This window comes from Streptomyces sp. NPDC058198, from assembly GCF_042882605.1.
Classification (GTDB): Bacteria; Actinomycetota; Actinomycetes; order Streptomycetales; family Streptomycetaceae; genus Streptomyces.
Genome location: NZ_JBHVVP010000012.1, coordinates 59,984 through 76,969 on the forward strand (window position 1 = coordinate 59,984; position 16,986 = coordinate 76,969).

14 protein-coding genes are annotated in these 16,986 nt (G+C 70.2%); all 14 read left to right on the forward strand.

Features of this window, described 5'->3' with window-relative positions:
- The first annotated feature begins 42 nt into the window (after positions 1–42).
- The 14 genes from ACFVWW_RS28720 to pgi all read left to right on the forward strand — a co-directional run bounded on the left by ACFVWW_RS28720 (position 43) and on the right by pgi (position 16,985).
- Entirely contained in the window at positions 43–933 is an 891-nt protein-coding gene (locus ACFVWW_RS28720) for an alpha/beta fold hydrolase (protein ID WP_386877780.1), read from the forward strand.
- Positions 934–1,034: 101 nt separating this feature from the next.
- Positions 1,035–1,463: a Rieske (2Fe-2S) protein gene (locus tag ACFVWW_RS28725; RefSeq protein ID WP_384183548.1), complete on the forward strand. Its 429-nt coding sequence runs from the start codon at positions 1,035–1,037 to the stop codon at positions 1,461–1,463.
- Between the two features lie 67 nt (positions 1,464–1,530).
- Positions 1,531–3,645, forward strand: a complete 2,115-nt coding sequence (uvrC, locus tag ACFVWW_RS28730; RefSeq protein ID WP_386877779.1) for an excinuclease ABC subunit UvrC — start codon at positions 1,531–1,533, stop codon at positions 3,643–3,645.
- Positions 3,638–4,576, forward strand: a complete 939-nt coding sequence (gene rapZ / locus ACFVWW_RS28735) for an RNase adapter RapZ (protein ID WP_384183543.1) — start codon at positions 3,638–3,640, stop codon at positions 4,574–4,576. The genes uvrC and rapZ overlap by 8 nt, the downstream gene beginning before the upstream one ends.
- Positions 4,573–5,607 carry a uridine diphosphate-N-acetylglucosamine-binding protein YvcK gene (gene yvcK / locus ACFVWW_RS28740; RefSeq protein ID WP_384183540.1) on the forward strand — a complete coding sequence of 345 codons (1,035 nt, stop codon included), beginning with the start codon at positions 4,573–4,575 and terminating at the stop codon, positions 5,605–5,607. The genes rapZ and yvcK overlap by 4 nt, the downstream gene beginning before the upstream one ends.
- Positions 5,598–6,587, forward strand: coding sequence for a DNA-binding protein WhiA (gene whiA, locus ACFVWW_RS28745; protein ID WP_384183537.1), 990 nt, complete (start codon positions 5,598–5,600; stop codon positions 6,585–6,587). Before yvcK ends, whiA begins: the two co-directional genes overlap by 10 nt.
- A 155-nt stretch (positions 6,588–6,742) precedes the next feature.
- Positions 6,743–9,694, forward strand: a complete 2,952-nt coding sequence (locus ACFVWW_RS28750) for a M14 family zinc carboxypeptidase (protein WP_386877778.1) — start codon at positions 6,743–6,745, stop codon at positions 9,692–9,694.
- Between the two features lie 203 nt (positions 9,695–9,897).
- The gene (gene gap / locus ACFVWW_RS28755; RefSeq protein ID WP_384183531.1) at positions 9,898–10,902 is read left to right on the forward strand and encodes a type I glyceraldehyde-3-phosphate dehydrogenase; all 1,005 of its coding nucleotides are present in this window, start codon (positions 9,898–9,900) and stop codon (positions 10,900–10,902) included.
- A 108-nt stretch (positions 10,903–11,010) separates the two neighbouring features.
- Positions 11,011–12,222 (forward strand): phosphoglycerate kinase, encoded by a 1,212-nt coding sequence (locus tag ACFVWW_RS28760; RefSeq protein ID WP_384331277.1) that lies wholly within the window; start codon positions 11,011–11,013, stop codon positions 12,220–12,222.
- Between the two features lie 7 nt (positions 12,223–12,229).
- The gene (gene tpiA, locus ACFVWW_RS28765) at positions 12,230–13,024 is read left to right on the forward strand and encodes a triose-phosphate isomerase (protein ID WP_384183526.1); all 795 of its coding nucleotides are present in this window, start codon (positions 12,230–12,232) and stop codon (positions 13,022–13,024) included.
- Between the two features lie 138 nt (positions 13,025–13,162).
- Positions 13,163–13,393 (forward strand): preprotein translocase subunit SecG, encoded by a 231-nt coding sequence (gene secG / locus ACFVWW_RS28770; protein WP_384183672.1) that lies wholly within the window; start codon positions 13,163–13,165, stop codon positions 13,391–13,393.
- 167 nt (positions 13,394–13,560) lie between these two features.
- The gene (locus tag ACFVWW_RS28775; RefSeq protein ID WP_082412914.1) at positions 13,561–13,896 is read left to right on the forward strand and encodes an RNA polymerase-binding protein RbpA; all 336 of its coding nucleotides are present in this window, start codon (positions 13,561–13,563) and stop codon (positions 13,894–13,896) included.
- A gap of 162 nt (positions 13,897–14,058) precedes the next feature.
- The gene (locus tag ACFVWW_RS28780; protein WP_384331270.1) at positions 14,059–15,270 is read left to right on the forward strand and encodes an MFS transporter; all 1,212 of its coding nucleotides are present in this window, start codon (positions 14,059–14,061) and stop codon (positions 15,268–15,270) included.
- A 62-nt stretch (positions 15,271–15,332) separates the two neighbouring features.
- On the forward strand, positions 15,333–16,985 hold the full coding sequence (gene pgi / locus ACFVWW_RS28785) for a glucose-6-phosphate isomerase (RefSeq protein ID WP_384183669.1): 1,653 nt from the start codon (positions 15,333–15,335) through the stop codon (positions 16,983–16,985).
- Position 16,986: the final 1 nt, after the last annotated feature.

The window sequence follows — 16,986 nt, forward strand, 5'->3', positions numbered from 1 at the left end:
AAACGGCTGTCCCGTCCATTCCGCACCCCGCACAATCCAGGGATGGACGAGACGGCCGTGCCGGGCGAGGCAGTACTGACGGACGACGGGATCCGGCTCTGGGCAGCCCGGGCGGCGGACGGGCCGGGCGAGCCCGTGATCCTCTGCCATGGCGGGCCCGGCATCTGGGACACCCTGGAGGAGCCGGCCGCCCTGCTGAGGGAGCACCGGGTGTTCCGCTGGGACCAGCGCGGCTGCGGCCGCTCCCAGCGGTCGGGGCCGTACAGCACCGAGCGCTCGGTGGCCGACCTCGATGCCGTACGGCGCCACTTCGGCCTGGAACGGATGGCGCTGCTCGGTCACTCCTGGGGCGCCCGGCTGGCCCTGAGCTACGCCCTGGCCCGTCCCGCGCGGGTCAGCGGCCTGATCTATGTCTCCGGCACCGGCATCGACGACGACTCCACGTGGCACGCGGCGTACAAGGAGACCTTCCGCGGGCAGCTGGGCGGACACCGCGAGCGCTGGGAGGAGCTGCGTGACCGGCGCGGTGACCGTACGGAGGCGGAGGACCGGGAGTTCGCGGTCCTCCAGTGGTCGGTGGACTTCGCCGACCGCGACCGCCGCCGCGCCCTGGAGCGGGCCGAGGCCATGGCGACTCCGTGGTTCGGCGTCAATTACGCGTGCAATGCCACCATCACCGCGGAGCTGCGGCGGACCTCGGCCACGGACGGGCTGCGGGACCGGTGCGCGGCGCTCGGCCTGCCCGTACTGATCGTGGACGGGGAGAACGACATCCGGCCCCGGCGGGCGGTGGACTCGCTGGAGCGCGCGCTGCCCGACGTGACCAGGACGACCCTGCCCGGCGCCGGGCACATGCCCTGGAGCGAGGACCCGGAGGGCTTCCGCGCGGCGGCCGGTGCCTTCCTCGCCCGGCTCCGGGGCGACAGCCGCTGAACGCCCGCCGGAACAGCCCCGGTATCGTCGCGTATGTCACCGACACGCCCCGCCCGCCCGACCGGCCCGACCAGCCCGGTCCCCTGCCCCGTGGAGTCACCATGCCCGGCCAGCCCGCCCCTCGCCGCACCGTGCTGAAGGGCGCCGCGCTCGCCGGCGCGGCCGGACTCGGTCTGGCGGCCTGTTCCACCGAATCGAAGCTGGGGCACGCCGAGGACCCGACGCCGACCTCCCCGGTCGACCTCGGCGCGGCGGACGAGATCCCGGTCGGCGGCGCCAAGCTCTACCGGGAACAGCGGCTGGTCGTGAGCTGCCCGGCGGAAGGCCAGTACAAGGCGTTCAGCGCGCAGTGCACCCACGCGGGCTGTCTCCTGGAGAAGCTGGAGGGCACCGTGGGTGACTGCCCCTGCCACGGCAGCCGCTTCGACGTCACCACCGGCAAGGCGCTCAAGGGCCCGGCGACCGTGCCGCTGTCCGAGGTGCCGGTCAGGGCCGAGGGCGGAAAGCTCGTCGCGGGACCGAACGCCTGACGGCCGTCACCGCGGACGGACTCCCGGCGCGGCCACACTGTCGGTGCCCGCCAGTAGGGTGGACGGCATGGCCGACCCCTCCAGCTACCGCCCGAAGCCGGGACAGATCCCCGACTCGCCGGGGGTCTACAAATTCCGCGACGATCACCGCCGGGTGATCTACGTCGGGAAGGCGAAGAGCCTGCGCCAGCGGCTCGCCAACTACTTCCAGGATCTGACGAGCCTGCACCCGCGCACCCGCTCCATGGTCACCACGGCCGCCTCCGTCGAGTGGACCGTCGTCTCCACCGAGGTCGAGGCGCTCCAGCTGGAGTACTCCTGGATCAAGGAGTTCGACCCCCGTTTCAACGTCAAGTACCGCGACGACAAGAGCTATCCCTACCTCGCGGTGACGATGAACGAGGAGTTCCCGCGGGTTCAGGTCATGCGCGGCGCCAAGAGGAAGGGCGTGCGCTACTTCGGTCCGTACGGACAGGCCTGGGCCATCCGCGAGACGGTCGATCTGATGCTCCGTGTCTTTCCCGTACGGACCTGCTCCGCCGGGGTGTTCAAGAACGCCGAGCGGACCGGCCGGCCCTGCCTCCTCGGCTATATCGGCAAGTGCTCGGCGCCCTGCGTCGGCCGGGTCACCCCCGAGGAGCACCGCGAACTGGCCGAGGAATTCTGCGACTTCATGGCCGGCCGTACCGGCACGTACATCCGCCGGCTGGAGCAGCGGATGACGGACGCGGCCGAGGAGATGGAGTACGAGAGGGCGGGCCGGCTGCGCGACGACATAGGCGCGCTGCGCCGCGCGATGGAGAAGAACGCCGTCGTGCTCGCGGATGCCACCGACGCGGATCTGATCGCGGTCGCCGAGGACGAGCTGGAAGCCGCCGTACAGATCTTCCATGTCCGTGGCGGCCGGGTCCGCGGCCAGCGCGGCTGGGTCACCGACAAGGTCGAGGCCGTCGAGACGGCGGGACTCGTCGAGCACGCGCTGCAGCAGCTGTACGGGGAGGAGCGCGGCGACACCGTCCCCAAGGAGGTGCTGGTCCCCGCCCTGCCCGAGGACACGGACGCGGTCACCCAGTGGCTGAGCGACCGGCGCGGCTCGCAGGTGTCCCTGCGGATCCCGCAGCGCGGCGACAAGAAGGACCTGATGGCGATGGTCGGGCGTAATGCCCAGCAGGCCCTTGTCCTGCACAAGACCAAGCGCGCCAGCGACCTCACCACCCGCTCGCGCGCCCTGGAGGAGATCGCGGGAGCGCTCGGCCTGGACAGTGCGCCGCTGCGGATCGAGTGCTTCGACATCTCCCATCTCCAGGGCGACGACGTCGTGGCGTCCATGGTGGTCTTCGAGGACGGCCTCGCTCGCAAGAGCGAATACCGCCGCTTCCAGATCAAGGGGTTCGAGGGCCAGGACGACGTACGGTCGATGCATGAAGTGATCAGCCGTCGCTTCAGGCGCTATCTGCAGGAGAAGGAGAAGACGGGGGAGTGGTCGGAGCAGCCGGAGCAGGAGCCCACGGCCGAGCCCACCACAGGGCCGATCGCCGAGCCCGCCGCAGGGCTGGTCACCGGGCCCGCCGCAGGGCCGGCCGCCGAGACCCCCACAGGGCCGGCCGCCGGGCTCTCCGACGAGCTTCCGGCCGGATCCCCGGTCGAGGACGACGGCAGGCCCAAGCGCTTCGCCTACCCGCCCCAGCTGGTCGTGGTCGACGGCGGACAGCCCCAGGTCGCGGCGGCCAAGAGGGCCCTCGACGAGCTGGGCATCGACGATGTCGCCGTCTGCGGCCTCGCCAAGCGGCTCGAAGAGGTCTGGCTGCCCGAGGACGACGACCCGGTGGTACTGCCCCGCTCCAGCGAGGGCCTCTACCTCCTCCAGCGCGTGCGCGACGAGGCGCACCGCTTCGCGATCACCTATCAGCGGGCCAAGCGGGCCAAACGCATCAGGACCAGTCCGCTGGACGACGTCCCCGGCCTCGGCGAGTCCCGCAAACAGGCCCTCATCAAGCATTTCGGCTCGGTGAAGCGGCTGCGGCAGGCGACAATCGAGCAGATCTGCGAGGTTCCGGGCCTCGGCCGCAAGACGGCGGAGTCCGTGGCCGTGGCGCTCGCCAAGGCGGCCCCGGCGGCACCCGCCGTGAACACGGCAACAGGAGAGATCATGGAAGACAACGGGGGCAGTACGCATGACTGAGCACGACCGGGACGGAGCGGAGCACGTGAGTACGGGCACCACGAAGGAGGCCGGTGAGGCCGTCGACGCGGCCATCCCCGAGCTGGTGATCATCTCCGGCATGTCGGGCGCGGGGCGCAGCACCGCGGCCAAGTGTCTGGAGGACCTCGGCTGGTTCGTCGTGGACAACCTGCCGCCCGCGCTGATCCCCACCATGGTGGAGCTCGGCGCCCGCTCGCAGGGCAATGTGGCGCGGATCGCCGTCGTCGTCGACGTACGCGGCCGCCGGTTCTTCGACAACCTCCGCGAGTCCCTCGCCGACCTCGACGCGAAGGAGGTCACCCGGCGGATCGTCTTCCTGGAGTCCTCCGACGAGGCGCTGGTCCGCCGCTTCGAATCCGTACGCCGACCGCACCCGCTGCAGGGCGACGGCCGGATCGTCGACGGCATCGAGGCCGAGCGCGACCTGCTGCGCGAGCTGCGCGGTGACGCCGATCTGGTGATCGACACCTCCAGCCTCAACGTCCACGAGCTGCGCGCCAAGATGGACGCCCAGTTCGCCGGCGACGAGAAGCCGGAGCTGCGGGCCACCGTCATGTCCTTCGGCTACAAGTACGGCCTGCCGGTCGACGCGGACCTGGTGGTGGACTGCCGCTTCCTGCCCAACCCGCACTGGGTTCCCGAGCTGCGCCCCTTCACCGGGCTCAACGAGGAGGTGTCCGCCTATGTCTTCAACCAGCCGGGCGCCAAGGAGTTCCTCGACCGCTACACCGAGCTGCTCCAGCTGATCGCCGCCGGATACCGCCGCGAGGGCAAGCGCTATGTGACCGTCGCCGTCGGCTGTACGGGGGGCAAGCACCGCTCCGTCGCCATGTCGGAGAAGGTCGCCGCACGCCTCGCCTCCGAGGGCGTCGAGACCGTCGTCGTCCACCGGGACATGGGGCGCGAGTGACCGGACGCACCTTCCGCCTGCGCCGGCTGAGCAGGGGCGCCCCCGCGCTGTCGGCGCGGGGGCGCGGTGCCCAGCCGAAGGTCGTCGCGCTCGGCGGTGGCATGGGCCTGTCCGCCTCCCTCGCGGCGCTCCGCCGGATCACCGGCGACCTCACCGCCGTGGTCACCGTCGCCGACGACGGCGGCTCCAGCGGCCGGCTCCGGGAGGAGCTCGGCGTCCTGCCGCCCGGCGATCTGCGCAAGGCCCTGGCGGCGCTGTGCGGTGACGACGACTGGGGCCAGACCTGGGCCCGGGTGATCCAGCACCGCTTCCAGTCCCAGGGCGAGCTTCATGAGCACGCGGTCGGCAATCTGCTGATCGTCGCTCTCTGGGAGCAGCTCGGTGACCATGTCCAGGCCCTGGACCTGGTCGGCAAGCTCCTCGGCGCGCACGGCCGGGTGCTGCCCATGTCCGCCGTACCGCTGGAGCTGCAGGCGCTCGTACGGGGCCATGACCCGGCACGGCCCGACGAGGTGCAGACGGTGCGCGGCCAGGCGACGGTGGCGCTCACCCGCGGTGAGGTGCAGTCGGTGCATCTGGTGCCGCACGACCCGCCGGCCGTCCCTGAGGCCGTCGCCGCGGTCATGGACGCGGACTGGGTGGTGCTCGGTCCCGGCTCCTGGTTCTCCTCGGTGATCCCCCATCTGCTGGTGCCCGAGCTGCTCGAAGCGCTCGTCGAGACCAAGGCCCGCCGGGTCCTCTCGCTGAACCTCGCGCCACAACCCGGTGAAACCGATGGGTTCTCACCGCAGCGTCATTTGGAGGTTTTGGGGCGACACGCCCCTAAACTCGCCCTGGACGTGGTGCTGGCCGACCAGGCCGCCGTGCCCGACCGCGAGTCACTCGCCGATGCCGCAAAACGGTTCGGTGCCGCGGTCGAGCTGGCGCCGGTGGCAGCGCCCGACAGTTCCCCGGTCCACGATCCGGAGCTGTTGGCAGCCGCGTACGACCGTATTTTTCGGATGCATGGAAGGATCGGCCCATGGCGATGACGCCAGCGGTGAAGGACGAGATCGCCCGCCTCCCCGTCACCCGGACGTGCTGCAGGAAGGCGGAGGTCTCGGCGATCCTTCGGTTCGCGGGCGGGCTGCACCTGGTGAGCGGCCGCATTGTGATCGAGGCGGAGCTGGACACCAGCATCGCCGCGCGCCGGCTCCGCAAGGACATCCTGGAGATCTTCGGGCACAGCTCCGAGCTGGTGGTGATGGCCCCCGGCGGACTGCGCCGCGGCAGCCGTTACGTCGTACGGGTGATTACCGGTGGTGATCAGCTCGCCCGGCAGACCGGCCTGGTCGACGGCCGCGGGCGCCCGATCCGCGGACTGCCCCCGCAGGTCGTCTCGGGTGCCACCTGTGACGCCGAGGCCGCCTGGCGCGGCGCGTTCCTGTCCCACGGCTCGCTCACCGAGCCCGGCCGCTCCTCCTCGCTGGAGGTGACCTGCCCGGGCCCCGAGGCCGCCCTCGCGCTGGTCGGCGCGGCCCGCAGACTGCAGATCGCCGCCAAGGCCCGTGAGGTGCGCGGGGTGGACCGCGTGGTCGTACGGGACGGGGACGCGATCGGCGCGCTGCTGACCCGGCTCGGCGCGCACGAATCGGTGCTGGCCTGGGAGGAGCGGCGGATGCGCCGCGAGGTCCGCGCCACGGCCAACCGTCTCGCCAACTTCGACGACGCGAACCTGCGCCGCTCCGCCCGCGCCGCGGTCGCGGCCGGCGCCCGGGTGCAGCGCGCGCTGGAGATCCTCGGCGAGGAGGTGCCCGAGCATCTCGCCGCCGCGGGCCGGCTGCGTATGGAGCACAAGCAGGCGTCCCTGGAGGAGCTGGGCGCGCTCGCGGACCCGCCGCTCACCAAGGACGCGGTCGCGGGCCGGATCCGCCGTCTGCTGGCCATGGCCGACAAGCGGGCGCAGGATCTCGGGATTCCGGGCACGGAGTCCAATCTCAGCGAGGAGCTGGCCGACGGTCTCGTCGGCTGAGCGGCTCTGAGTCCGCCCCGTCGCCTGCTGCCCGCGCCCAATAGGTGCTGGCAGCAGGCATGTTGCGGGTTACCGGTAGGCCCTTGACATGATCATGGAGCATGGTCAGCCTGACGTCTGTCCACGGATGTGGCACACAACGGCAAGGGGGGCACATGAGACGAAGAGCGAGATCGATCCTCGCGGCGGGCGCGTTGCTGCTGGGCGGAATGACGGCGGCGCCCGCCGCCCAGGCACAGCCCGGATCCGAGGCAGGACCCGGCGCGGACGCGGTGAAGGTCTTCGACGCCGAGGTCACCAAGGAGCAGATACCGCTGCTCCTCTCGGCCGGCCAGGACGCCCACGAACTGACCGAACGGGCCCCCGAGAAGGGGACCGCGAAGGTCGAGCTGTTCATCACCGACGCCCAGGCCCGCGCCCTGGGGAAGCAGGGCGTCGATGTCACCGAGCGCACGGTTCCCGCGAAGGCCGCGGCCCGGCTGCGGGCCGCGGGCGACGGTGTCTACCGCCCGTACAGCGGCAAGGGCAATCTCCAGGAGGAGATCGTCACGACCGGGCAGGCCAACCCCGGGATCGCCAAGGTCGTCTCCATCGGCAAGACGCTCAAGGGGCAGGACATCCTCGCCCTCAAGGTCAGCAAGGGCGCGCGGACGACCAAGGACGGAGCCAAGCCGTCCGTGCTCTACATGTCCAACCAGCACGCCCGGGAGTGGATCACTCCCGAGATGACGCGCCGGCTGATGCACCACTTCGTGGACGGCTACGGCAAGGACCGGCGGATCACGAAGATCGTCGACTCCACCGAGCTGTGGTTCGTCCTCTCCGCCAACCCGGACGGCTACGACTACACCCACACCGGTGACAGCGCCCGGCTGTGGCGCAAGAACCTCCGTGAGGTCGACGGGGACGGCACGCTGACCTCCGCCGACGGCGTCGACCTCAACCGGAACTTCGGCTACAAGTGGGGCTACGACGACGAGGGTTCGTCGCCCCGCTCCACCAGCGAGACCTACCGCGGCGCCGGCCCGAACTCGGAGCCCGAGACGCAGGCGATCGACCGCTTCGAGAAGCGCATCGGCTTCGACTACGGCATCAACTACCACTCCGCCGCCGAACTGCTGCTCTACGGCGTGGGCTGGCAGGTCGCCACGCCGACACCCGACGACGTCCTCTACAAGGCGCTCGCCGGCACGCCCGAGAACTCCGCCGTCCCCGGCTACTACCCGCAGGTCTCCTCCGAGCTGTACACCACCAACGGTGAGGCCGACGGCCACGCGGCGAACGTCAACGGAACGATGATGTTCACCCCGGAGATGACGACCTGCCAGACCGCCTCCGCGAGTGACCCCGGTGACGCGTGGGAGGCCAGGGACTGCCGGTCCGGCTTCAACTTCCCCGACGACGAGAAGCTGATCCAGGAGGAGTTCGCCAAGAACGTCCCCTTCGCGCTCTCCGTCGCCGAGACCGCCGCCCACCCCGACCAGCCGTCCTCCTCGGTCGGCCTGGACGCCCCCGACTTCACCCTCGACCCGTTCACCACCTCGTACGCGCGCGGCGCCGACCAGGAAGTCTCCGTCATCGCCCGCAAGTCGGTCCGGGACAAGGAGCTCAACTACCGGATCAACGGCGGCCGTACGCACGACGAGAACCTCAAGGCCTGGAAGGGCGGCGAGACCTACGGCGGCGAGGACAACCTCCACTTCGACGAGTACCGCGCCGAGGTCGAGGACGCCGATCCGGGCGACAAGGTCGAGGTCTGGTTCACCGGACGGACCAAGAACGGCAGGTCCACCTCCAGCGAGCGCTTCACCTACACCGTCGCCGACCGCTCCCGCGCCGACACGCTCGTGATCGCCGAGGAGGGCGCGGCCGCCCAGCAGACCCGGGCGTACGTCGACGCCCTGCGCGCCAACGGCCGCACCGCGGCCGTCTGGGACGTCGCCACGCAGGGCGCCCCGCACGCGCTGGGCGTCCTCAGCCACTTCTCCACCGCCGTCCACTACACGGGCGCCGTGGCCCCGGGCGGCGCCACCCAGCTGGCCGTGCGCGCCTTCCTCAACGAGGGCGGCAAGCTGATCGAGGCCGGCGAGCAGGCCGGCGGCAACGCCCAGGTCGGGCGCGCCGCGACCGACGACTTCAGTCAGTACTACCTCGGTGCGTACGGACGTACGTCCAGCCCCGGCGCCACCGGCTTCACCGGTGCGGGAACGCTCGCCGGGGCGAGCGGACCGCTCGGGGCGGCGCCCGGCAACCCGCTGAACGCGGCGGGCGCCTACACCGTCACCTCCGACGTCCTGAACCCCGCGACGTATCCGCAGTTCAAGAGCGCGCAGGCGGGCACGTACGCGGGGATCGTGAACCCGTACGCCCCCTACGCGGGCCAGTGGATGGCGGCCGCCGCCCACGAGGACAACGACTGGCGCCGACTCGCCCGCACCGTCGACCTCACCGGCGTCACCGCGGCCGACAAGCCCGAGCTCCGTTTCGCGCTCAACTGGAACACCGAGCCGGGCTACGACCACGCGGTCCTGGAGGCCCACACCACCGGGGCCGACGACTGGACCACACTCCCCGAGGCCGGCGGCGCGAGCAGCACCACCGTCCCCGCCGAGTGCGAGGCCGGCTTCTTCCTCGACGGCCACCCGTTCCTGGGCCGCTATCTGACGCTCGGCACGGACGGCTGCACCGCGACCGGCACCAGTGGCGCCTGGAACAGCCTCACCGGCAGCTCCAACGGCTGGAAGCAGGTGGCCTTCGACCTGAGCGCCTACGCGGGCAAGAAGGTCGACCTGTCCCTCAGCTACATCACCGACCCCGGCAGCGGCGGGCGGGGCGTCTTCGCGGACAGCGCGCGGCTGGCCGTGGGCGGTGCGGAGAAGGAGTCCGAGGGCTTCGAGACCTCCCTCGGGGTCTGGACCACCCCCGGATCCCCGGCGGGAAGCCCCGTCGTGGAGGGGGACTGGGCGCGATCCCAGGAGCTCTTCAAGTCGTACGCCGCGGTCACCACGCGTGACACCGTGCTGCTCGGCTTCGGCCTGGAGCACGTGCAGGACGCGGCGCAGCGCGCGGCGGTGCTCGGCAAGGCGCTGCGCGCCCTGCGGCACTGAGGCCGCGCCCGGCACACGCGTACCGGGCGCCCGGCCCGGCGGCGGCTCGTACCCCCTACTGGTGGGTACGGGCCGCCGTCGGCTCGCAGGGCCGCTCGATGTCACCGGGCGGCCCGTGGAGAGGTAGGGTCATAAGCGGTCGGGGACATCCCATACAACTCGCCGGCGTCGAAACCCGGCGTACCTAACGAGGAGATCGGTTCGTGACGATCCGCGTAGGCATCAACGGCTTTGGCCGCATCGGTCGTAACTACTTCCGCGCGCTGCTGGAGCAGGGTGCAGACATCGAGATCGTGGCTGTCAACGACCTGGGTGACACTGCGACCACGGCACATTTGCTGAAGTACGACACCATCCTGGGCCGCCTCAAGGCCGAGGTCTCCCACACCGCCGACACCATCACGGTCGACGGTCACACCATCAAGGTGCTCTCCGAGCGCAACCCGGCCGACATCCCCTGGGGTGAGCTGGGCGTCGACATCGTCATCGAGTCGACGGGCATCTTCACCAAGAAGGCCGACGCCGAGAAGCACATCGCGGGCGGCGCCAAGAAGGTCCTCATCTCGGCTCCGGCCAAGGGCGAGGACATCACCATCGTGATGGGCGTCAACCAGGACAAGTACGAGGCGGCGAACCACCACGTCATCTCCAACGCCTCCTGCACCACCAACTGTGTGGCGCCGATGGCCAAGGTTCTCCTGGAGAACTTCGGCATCGTCAAGGGCATGATGACGACGGTCCACGCGTACACGAACGACCAGCGCATCCTGGACTTCCCGCACAGCGACCTGCGTCGCGCCCGGGCCGCCGCGGAGAACATCATTCCGACCACCACCGGTGCCGCCAAGGCCACCGCGCTGGTGATCCCGGAGCTGGCGGGCAAGCTCGACGGCATCGCGATGCGTGTCCCGGTCCCGACGGGCTCCGTCACCGACCTGGTGATCGAGCTGGAGCGCGAGGTGACCAAGGACGAGGTCAACGCCGCGTTCCAGAAGGCCGCCGAGGGCCAGCTCAAGGGCATCCTGGACTACACCGAGGACCCGATCGTCTCCTCGGACATCGTCAACTGGCCGGCTTCCTGCACCTTCGACTCCTCCCTGACCATGGTCCAGGGCAAGAGCGTCAAGGTCATCGGCTGGTACGACAACGAGTGGGGCTACTCCAACCGTCTGGTCGACCTGACCGTCTTCGTCGGCGGCCAGCTCTGATCCAGGGCCGGTAGGCATCTCGATGTGAGCGACAGGGCTCGGTCGGCGCACCCGCGGCGACCGAGCCCTGTCGGCCTGTCCAGACACCCTCAAGGAGTCCAGCAGCAGATGAAGACGATCGACGAACTTCTCGCCGAAGGGGTCGGCGGCAAGCGCGTATTCGTCCGCGCCGACCTCAATGTGCCGCTCGACGGCACCAGCATCACCGACGACGGCCGCATCCGCGCCGTACAGCCGACGATCGCCAGGCTCGCCGAGGCCGGCGCCCGCGTGATCGTCGCGTCCCACCTGGGCCGCCCCAAGGGCGCCCCGGATCCCGCCTTCTCGCTCGCCCCCGTCGCCGCGCGCCTCGGTGAACTCCTCGGAGCCGACGTGGCGTTCGCGACCGACACGGTCGGCGACTCCGCCAAGGCCGTGGTCGCGGACCTCGCCGACGGCCGGGTCGCCGTCATCGAGAACCTCCGCTTCAACGCGGGCGAGACCTCGAAGGACGACGCCGAGCGCGGCGCCTTCGCCGACCAGCTCGCCGAACTGGCCGACCTGTACGTGGGCGACGGCTTCGGAGCCGTGCACCGCAAGCACGCCTCGGTCGTCGACCTGCCGGCCCGTCTGCCGCACGCCGCGGGCGGTCTGATCGCCACCGAGGTCGGCGTCCTCAAGAAGCTCACCGATGACGTCGAGCGGCCGTACGCCGTCGTGCTCGGCGGCGCCAAGGTCTCCGACAAGCTCGGTGTCATCGACCATCTCCTGGAGAAGGCCGACCGCATCCTGATCGGCGGCGGCATGGTCTTCACCTTCCTCAAGGCGCAGGGCCACGAGACCGGCTCCTCGCTGCTCCAGGAGGACCAGATCCCGGCCGTCCAGGACTACCTGAAGCGGGCCAAGGCGCGTGGCGTGGAGTTCGTACTCCCCGTGGACGTCCTGGTCGCCCCGGAGTTCCCGGACCTCAAGACCAAGGCCCCGGCCCACCCCACCACGGTGGCGGCGGACGCCATCCCGGCCGGGCAGATGGGCCTGGACATCGGCCCCGAGACCGGCCGGCTGTACGCCTCGAAGCTCGCCGACGCGGCCACCGTCTTCTGGAACGGGCCCATGGGCGTCTTCGAACACCCCGACTACGCCGAGGGCACCAAGGCCGTCGCCCAGGCGCTCGTCGACTCCCCGGGCTTCTCGGTCGTCGGCGGCGGCGACTCCGCCGCCGCCGTCCGCATCCTGGGCTTCGACGAGAAGGCATTCGGCCACATCTCGACCGGTGGCGGCGCGAGCCTCGAATATCTCGAAGGCAAGACGCTTCCCGGCCTCGCCGCACTGGAGGACTGACCCCTTAATGGCTGCTTCATCAGAAAAGACCGGCCGCACCCCGCTGATGGCGGGCAACTGGAAGATGAACCTCAACCACCTCGAGGCCATCGCGCACGTCCAGAAGCTCGCCTTCGCGCTGGCGGACAAGGACTACGACGCCGTCGAGGTCGCCGTCCTGCCGCCCTTCACCGACCTGCGGTCCGTACAGACCCTGGTCGACGGCGACAAGCTCAAGATCAAGTACGGCGCCCAGGACATCTCGGCGCACGAATCCGGTGCGTACACCGGTGAGATCTCGGGTGCCATGCTGGCGAAGCTCAAGTGCGGCTACGTGGCCGTCGGGCACTCCGAGCGGCGGCAGTACCACGCCGAGACGGACGAGATCTGCAACGCCAAGGTGAAGGCCGCGTACCGGCACGGCCTGACCCCGATCCTCTGTGTCGGCGAGGGCCTGGACATCCGCAAGGCGGGCGAGCAGGTCGCGTACACGCTGAGCCAGCTCGACGGCGGTCTCAAGGACATCCCGGCCGAGCAGGCCGAGTCCATCGTGATCGCGTACGAGCCGGTGTGGGCCATCGGCACGGGCGAGGTCGCCACCCCGGAGGACGCCCAGGAGGTCTGCGGTGCGATCCGTGGGCGGCTGGCCGAGCTGTACTCGCAGGAGCTGGCCGACCAGGTCCGCATCCAGTACGGCGGCTCGGTGAAGTCCGGGAACGTGGCCGCGATCATGGCCAAGCCCGATGTGGACGGCGCCCTGGTGGGCGGCGCGGCGCTGGACGCCGACGAGTTCGTCAAGATCGTCAGGTTCCGCGACCAGTGAGTATGCGGTAGCACGGATCCGTCGTACCCTTGCGGGGGCCGCGTGAGCATTTCCGGTTGTGTGTCACGGAAGATCTCGCCCGGTCCCCGCAGTCCGTCTCAGTCCCGTCAGTCCGAGGAAGTTGGTCCAGCCGTGGTTATGGGGTTCTCGATCGCCCTCATCATCTTCAGCCTGCTGATGATGCTGCTGGTGCTGATGCACAAGGGAAAGGGTGGCGGTCTCTCCGACATGTTCGGTGGCGGAATGCAGTCGTCGGTCGGTGGTTCCTCGGTCGCCGAGCGTAACCTCGACCGCATCACCGTGGTTGTCGGTCTGCTGTGGTTCGCGTGCATTGTCGTCCTTGGTCTGCTGTTCAAGCTGGACAGCTGACCACGCGTACGGCGCCGCGGGCGCGGCCTATCATGGGGTTCCGCGCCCGGCGGCAGGGGGTAACTCCCTTCACTGGACGCGCGTTGGGCCTTACGTAGACTGGGGCGCCTTGGCAGCGGAGCTGCCTATCGATGCTTTGCGGCACCATCACGCAGGGAGTTACGACCGTGGCAAGTGGCAACGCGATCCGGGGAAGCCGGGTCGGAGCGGGGCCGATGGGTGAGGCCGAGCGTGGCGAGTCCGCGCCGCGTCTGCGCATCTCCTTCTGGTGCTCCAACGGGCACGAGACGGTGCCGAGCTTCGCCAGTGACGCACAGGTTCCGGAGACGTGGGACTGCCCGCGCTGCGGTTTCCCGGCCGGCCAGGACCGGGACAATCCGCCGGCTCCGCCGCGCACCGAGCCGTACAAGACGCATCTCGCCTATGTACGGGAACGGCGCAGCGACGCGGACGGCGAAGCGATCCTCGCCGAAGCACTCGCCAAACTGCGTGGCGAAATCTAGCCAACATTTTCTGGTAGCCAACATTTTCCGGCCGGACCCTTCAAGGTGTCCGGCCGGAATGTTTTTGTTCCGTACCGCCCCCTTTGGGCGCCTCCGGCGTCCGGGCCGCGTTGTCAGTGGCACCCCCTACGGTCATGAATCGGTCGACCGGAAGGGGTAGTTGTGACGGCTGTCGACGCTGTGGAGGTACGGGCGCCCGCGTGGCGCGGGGGGTTCGGCCGGCTGTGGTCGGCCGCGGTCATCTCCCGGTTCGGTGACGCGCTGCGGGCGGCGGCCATGCCCCTGCTCGCCGCCTCGCTGACGGACGACCCGCTGCTGATCGCCTCGGTGACGGCCTGCGGCTATCTGCCCTGGCTGCTGTTCGGGCTGCTCGGCGGGGCGGTCGCGGACCGGGTCGACCAGCGGCGGGCGATGTGGGGTGTGGATCTGGTACGGGGCGCGCTGATGGCGGCCTTCGCGGTGGCGGTCGGCCTCGGCCAGGCGTCGATCGCCCTGTTGATCGCGCTCGCCTTCGTCCTCACCACCCTCCAGACGCTCTTCGACAACGCCGCCACGGCCCTGCTGCCCTCGCTGGTGCCGCCGCAGGCGCTGGGCAGCGCCAACGCCCGGCTGATGACCGGACAGCAGATCGCCAACGCCTTTCTCGCCGCGCCCCTGGTGCCGGTGCTGCTGCTCGCGGGCGCCGCCGTGCCGTACGCGGCCGACGCCGTGACCTATGGGGTGGCCGCGCTGCTGATCGGCTCGCTGCGGGCCGAGCCCCCGGCGCGGGCCCCGCGCAAGGCGGGATCCACCCTGCGCGGGGAGATCGCCGAGGGAATGCGTGCCCTGGGGCGCGACCGGACGCTGCGCGGTCTGTGCCTGGCGACCACGCTCTGCAACATAGGGATGGGCGGTCTGATCGCGACCCTGGTCCTGCATGTCACGGGCTGGCTGGACGCGGGCACCAAGGGCTATGCCCTGACCCTCGCGGCCTACGGGATGGGGAGTGTGCTGGGCGGCCTGCTGGCCAAGCGGCTCTCCGAGCGGGTGGGACGCGTACGGAGCATTTTCCTCGCCGGGCTGGTCCAGACGGGCAGTCTGGTCGTGCTGGGGACGGTGCGTGAGACAGCGGCGGCGATCAGCTGTCTCGCGGTGTTCGGTGTCTTCGGGATGGTGTGGAACGTGAACCAGACGACCCTGATGCAGGAACGCAGCCCCGCGCACATGCTGGGCCGGATCAGCTCCGCCTTCCGTACCCTCGCCGTGGCCGGGGCGCCGTTCGGCGCGCTGCTGGGCGGTGTGGCGGCGGCCGGCTGGGGGCTCAATACCCCCGCCCTGCTGGCAGCCGGGCTGTTCGCGCTGGCCGTCGCGTCGTTGTCGGCGCTGATCAATTAAGTTGGTTCGGACAGCGGCGGCGCAGGCACGCAGGCACGAGAAGAAGTGGGCTGATGTCCGAGATGAACGCAGGAAGCCGTACCAGGCTCAACCGGATGCCCGAGTGGAGCGCACTGGGCAAGCACCGCGAGCAGCTGGGGGCGACGCAACTGCGGGAGCTGTTCGCCTCCGATGCGGCGCGCGGCACCGGCTACACCCTCCAGGCCGGCGACCTCCACCTGGACTACTCGAAGCATCTGGTGACGGACGAGACGCTGGCGCTGCTGCGCGAGCTGGCCGCGGCCGCCGGGGTGACGGAGCTGCGGGACGCGATGTTCCGCGGCGAGAAGATCAACACCACCGAGGACCGCGCCGTGCTGCACGTCGCGCTGCGCGCCCCGCGTGACGCCGTCATCGAGGTGGACGGGGTGAACGTCGTGCCGGGGGTGCACGCCGTGCTCGACAAGATGAGCGCCTTCGCCGACAAGGTCAGGTCCGGCGAGTGGACCGGCCACACCGGCCGGCCCATCAAGAACGTGATCAATATCGGTATCGGCGGCTCCGACCTCGGTCCCGCGATGGCGTACGAATTCCTCCGGTCCTTCACCGACCGCGATCTGACGGTCCGTTTCGTCTCCAACGTCGACGGCGCCGATCTGCACGAGGCCGTCCGGGACCTGGACGCGGCCGAGACGCTGTTCATCATCGCCTCGAAGACCTTCACCACCATCGAGACCATCACCAACGCCACCTCCGCCCGCGACTGGCTGCTGACCGAGCTCCAGGACGGCCAGGAGGCCGTCGCCAAGCACTTCGTGGCGCTCTCCACGAACGCCGAGAAGGTCTCCGACTTCGGCATCGACACGGCCAACATGTTCGAGTTCTGGGACTGGGTCGGCGGGCGCTACTCGTACGACTCGGCGATCGGGCTCTCGCTGATGATCGCGATCGGCCCCGGCCGTTTCCGCGAGATGCTCGACGGCTTCCATCTCATCGACGAGCACTTCCGTACGGCGGCGCCCGAGGACAACGTCCCGCTGCTGCTCGGCCTGCTCGGCGTCTGGTACGGATCGTTCTTCGACGCCCAGTCGCACGCCGTCCTGCCGTACAGCCACTACCTGTCGAAGTTCACGGCCTATCTCCAGCAGCTGGACATGGAGTCCAACGGCAAGTCCGTGGACCGGGACGGCAACCCCGTCGACTGGCAGACCGGGCCGGTGGTCTGGGGCACGCCGGGCACCAACGGGCAGCACGCGTACTACCAGTTGCTCCACCAGGGCACCAAGGTCATCCCGGCGGACTTCATCGGCTTCGCCCGGCCGGTCGACGATCTGTCACGCCGGCTGGTCGCGCAGCACGACCTGCTCATGGCCAACTTCTTCGCCCAGACCCAGGCGCTCGCCTTCGGCAAGACGCCCGACGAGGTACGGGCCGAGGGAGTGCCCGAGGAGCTGGTGCCGCACAAGACGTTCCGCGGCAACCACCCGACCACCACCATCCTCGCCGAGAAGCTCACCCCGTCCGTCCTCGGCCAGCTGATCGCGCTGTACGAGCACAAGGTGTTCGTCCAGGGCGCCATCTGGAACATCGACTCCTTCGACCAGTGGGGCGTCGAGCTCGGCAAGGTCCTCGCGAAGAAGATCGAGCCGGTGCTCACCGGAGACGAGGCCGGTGAGGGGCTGGACAGCTCGACCGCGGCGCTGGTCGCCACCTACCGCTCGATGCGCGGCCGCTGAA

What these genes read in the sequence shown, in the direction of transcription:
- tpiA (WP_384183526.1), top strand. Translation starts at nt 12,230, where the DNA reads ATGGCTGCTTCATCAGAAAAGACCGGCCGCACCCCGCTGATGGCGGGC.
- ACFVWW_RS28720 (WP_386877780.1), top strand. Translation starts at nt 43, where the DNA reads ATGGACGAGACGGCCGTGCCGGGCGAGGCAGTACTGACGGACGACGGG.
- pgi (WP_384183669.1), top strand. Translation starts at nt 15,333, where the DNA reads ATGAACGCAGGAAGCCGTACCAGGCTCAACCGGATGCCCGAGTGGAGC.
- ACFVWW_RS28725 (WP_384183548.1), top strand. Translation starts at nt 1,035, where the DNA reads ATGCCCGGCCAGCCCGCCCCTCGCCGCACCGTGCTGAAGGGCGCCGCG.
- uvrC (WP_386877779.1), top strand. Translation starts at nt 1,531, where the DNA reads ATGGCCGACCCCTCCAGCTACCGCCCGAAGCCGGGACAGATCCCCGAC.
- secG (WP_384183672.1), top strand. Translation starts at nt 13,163, where the DNA reads ATGGGGTTCTCGATCGCCCTCATCATCTTCAGCCTGCTGATGATGCTG.
- ACFVWW_RS28750 (WP_386877778.1), top strand. Translation starts at nt 6,743, where the DNA reads ATGAGACGAAGAGCGAGATCGATCCTCGCGGCGGGCGCGTTGCTGCTG.
- whiA (WP_384183537.1), top strand. Translation starts at nt 5,598, where the DNA reads ATGGCGATGACGCCAGCGGTGAAGGACGAGATCGCCCGCCTCCCCGTC.
- ACFVWW_RS28760 (WP_384331277.1), top strand. Translation starts at nt 11,011, where the DNA reads ATGAAGACGATCGACGAACTTCTCGCCGAAGGGGTCGGCGGCAAGCGC.
- rapZ (WP_384183543.1), top strand. Translation starts at nt 3,638, where the DNA reads ATGACTGAGCACGACCGGGACGGAGCGGAGCACGTGAGTACGGGCACC.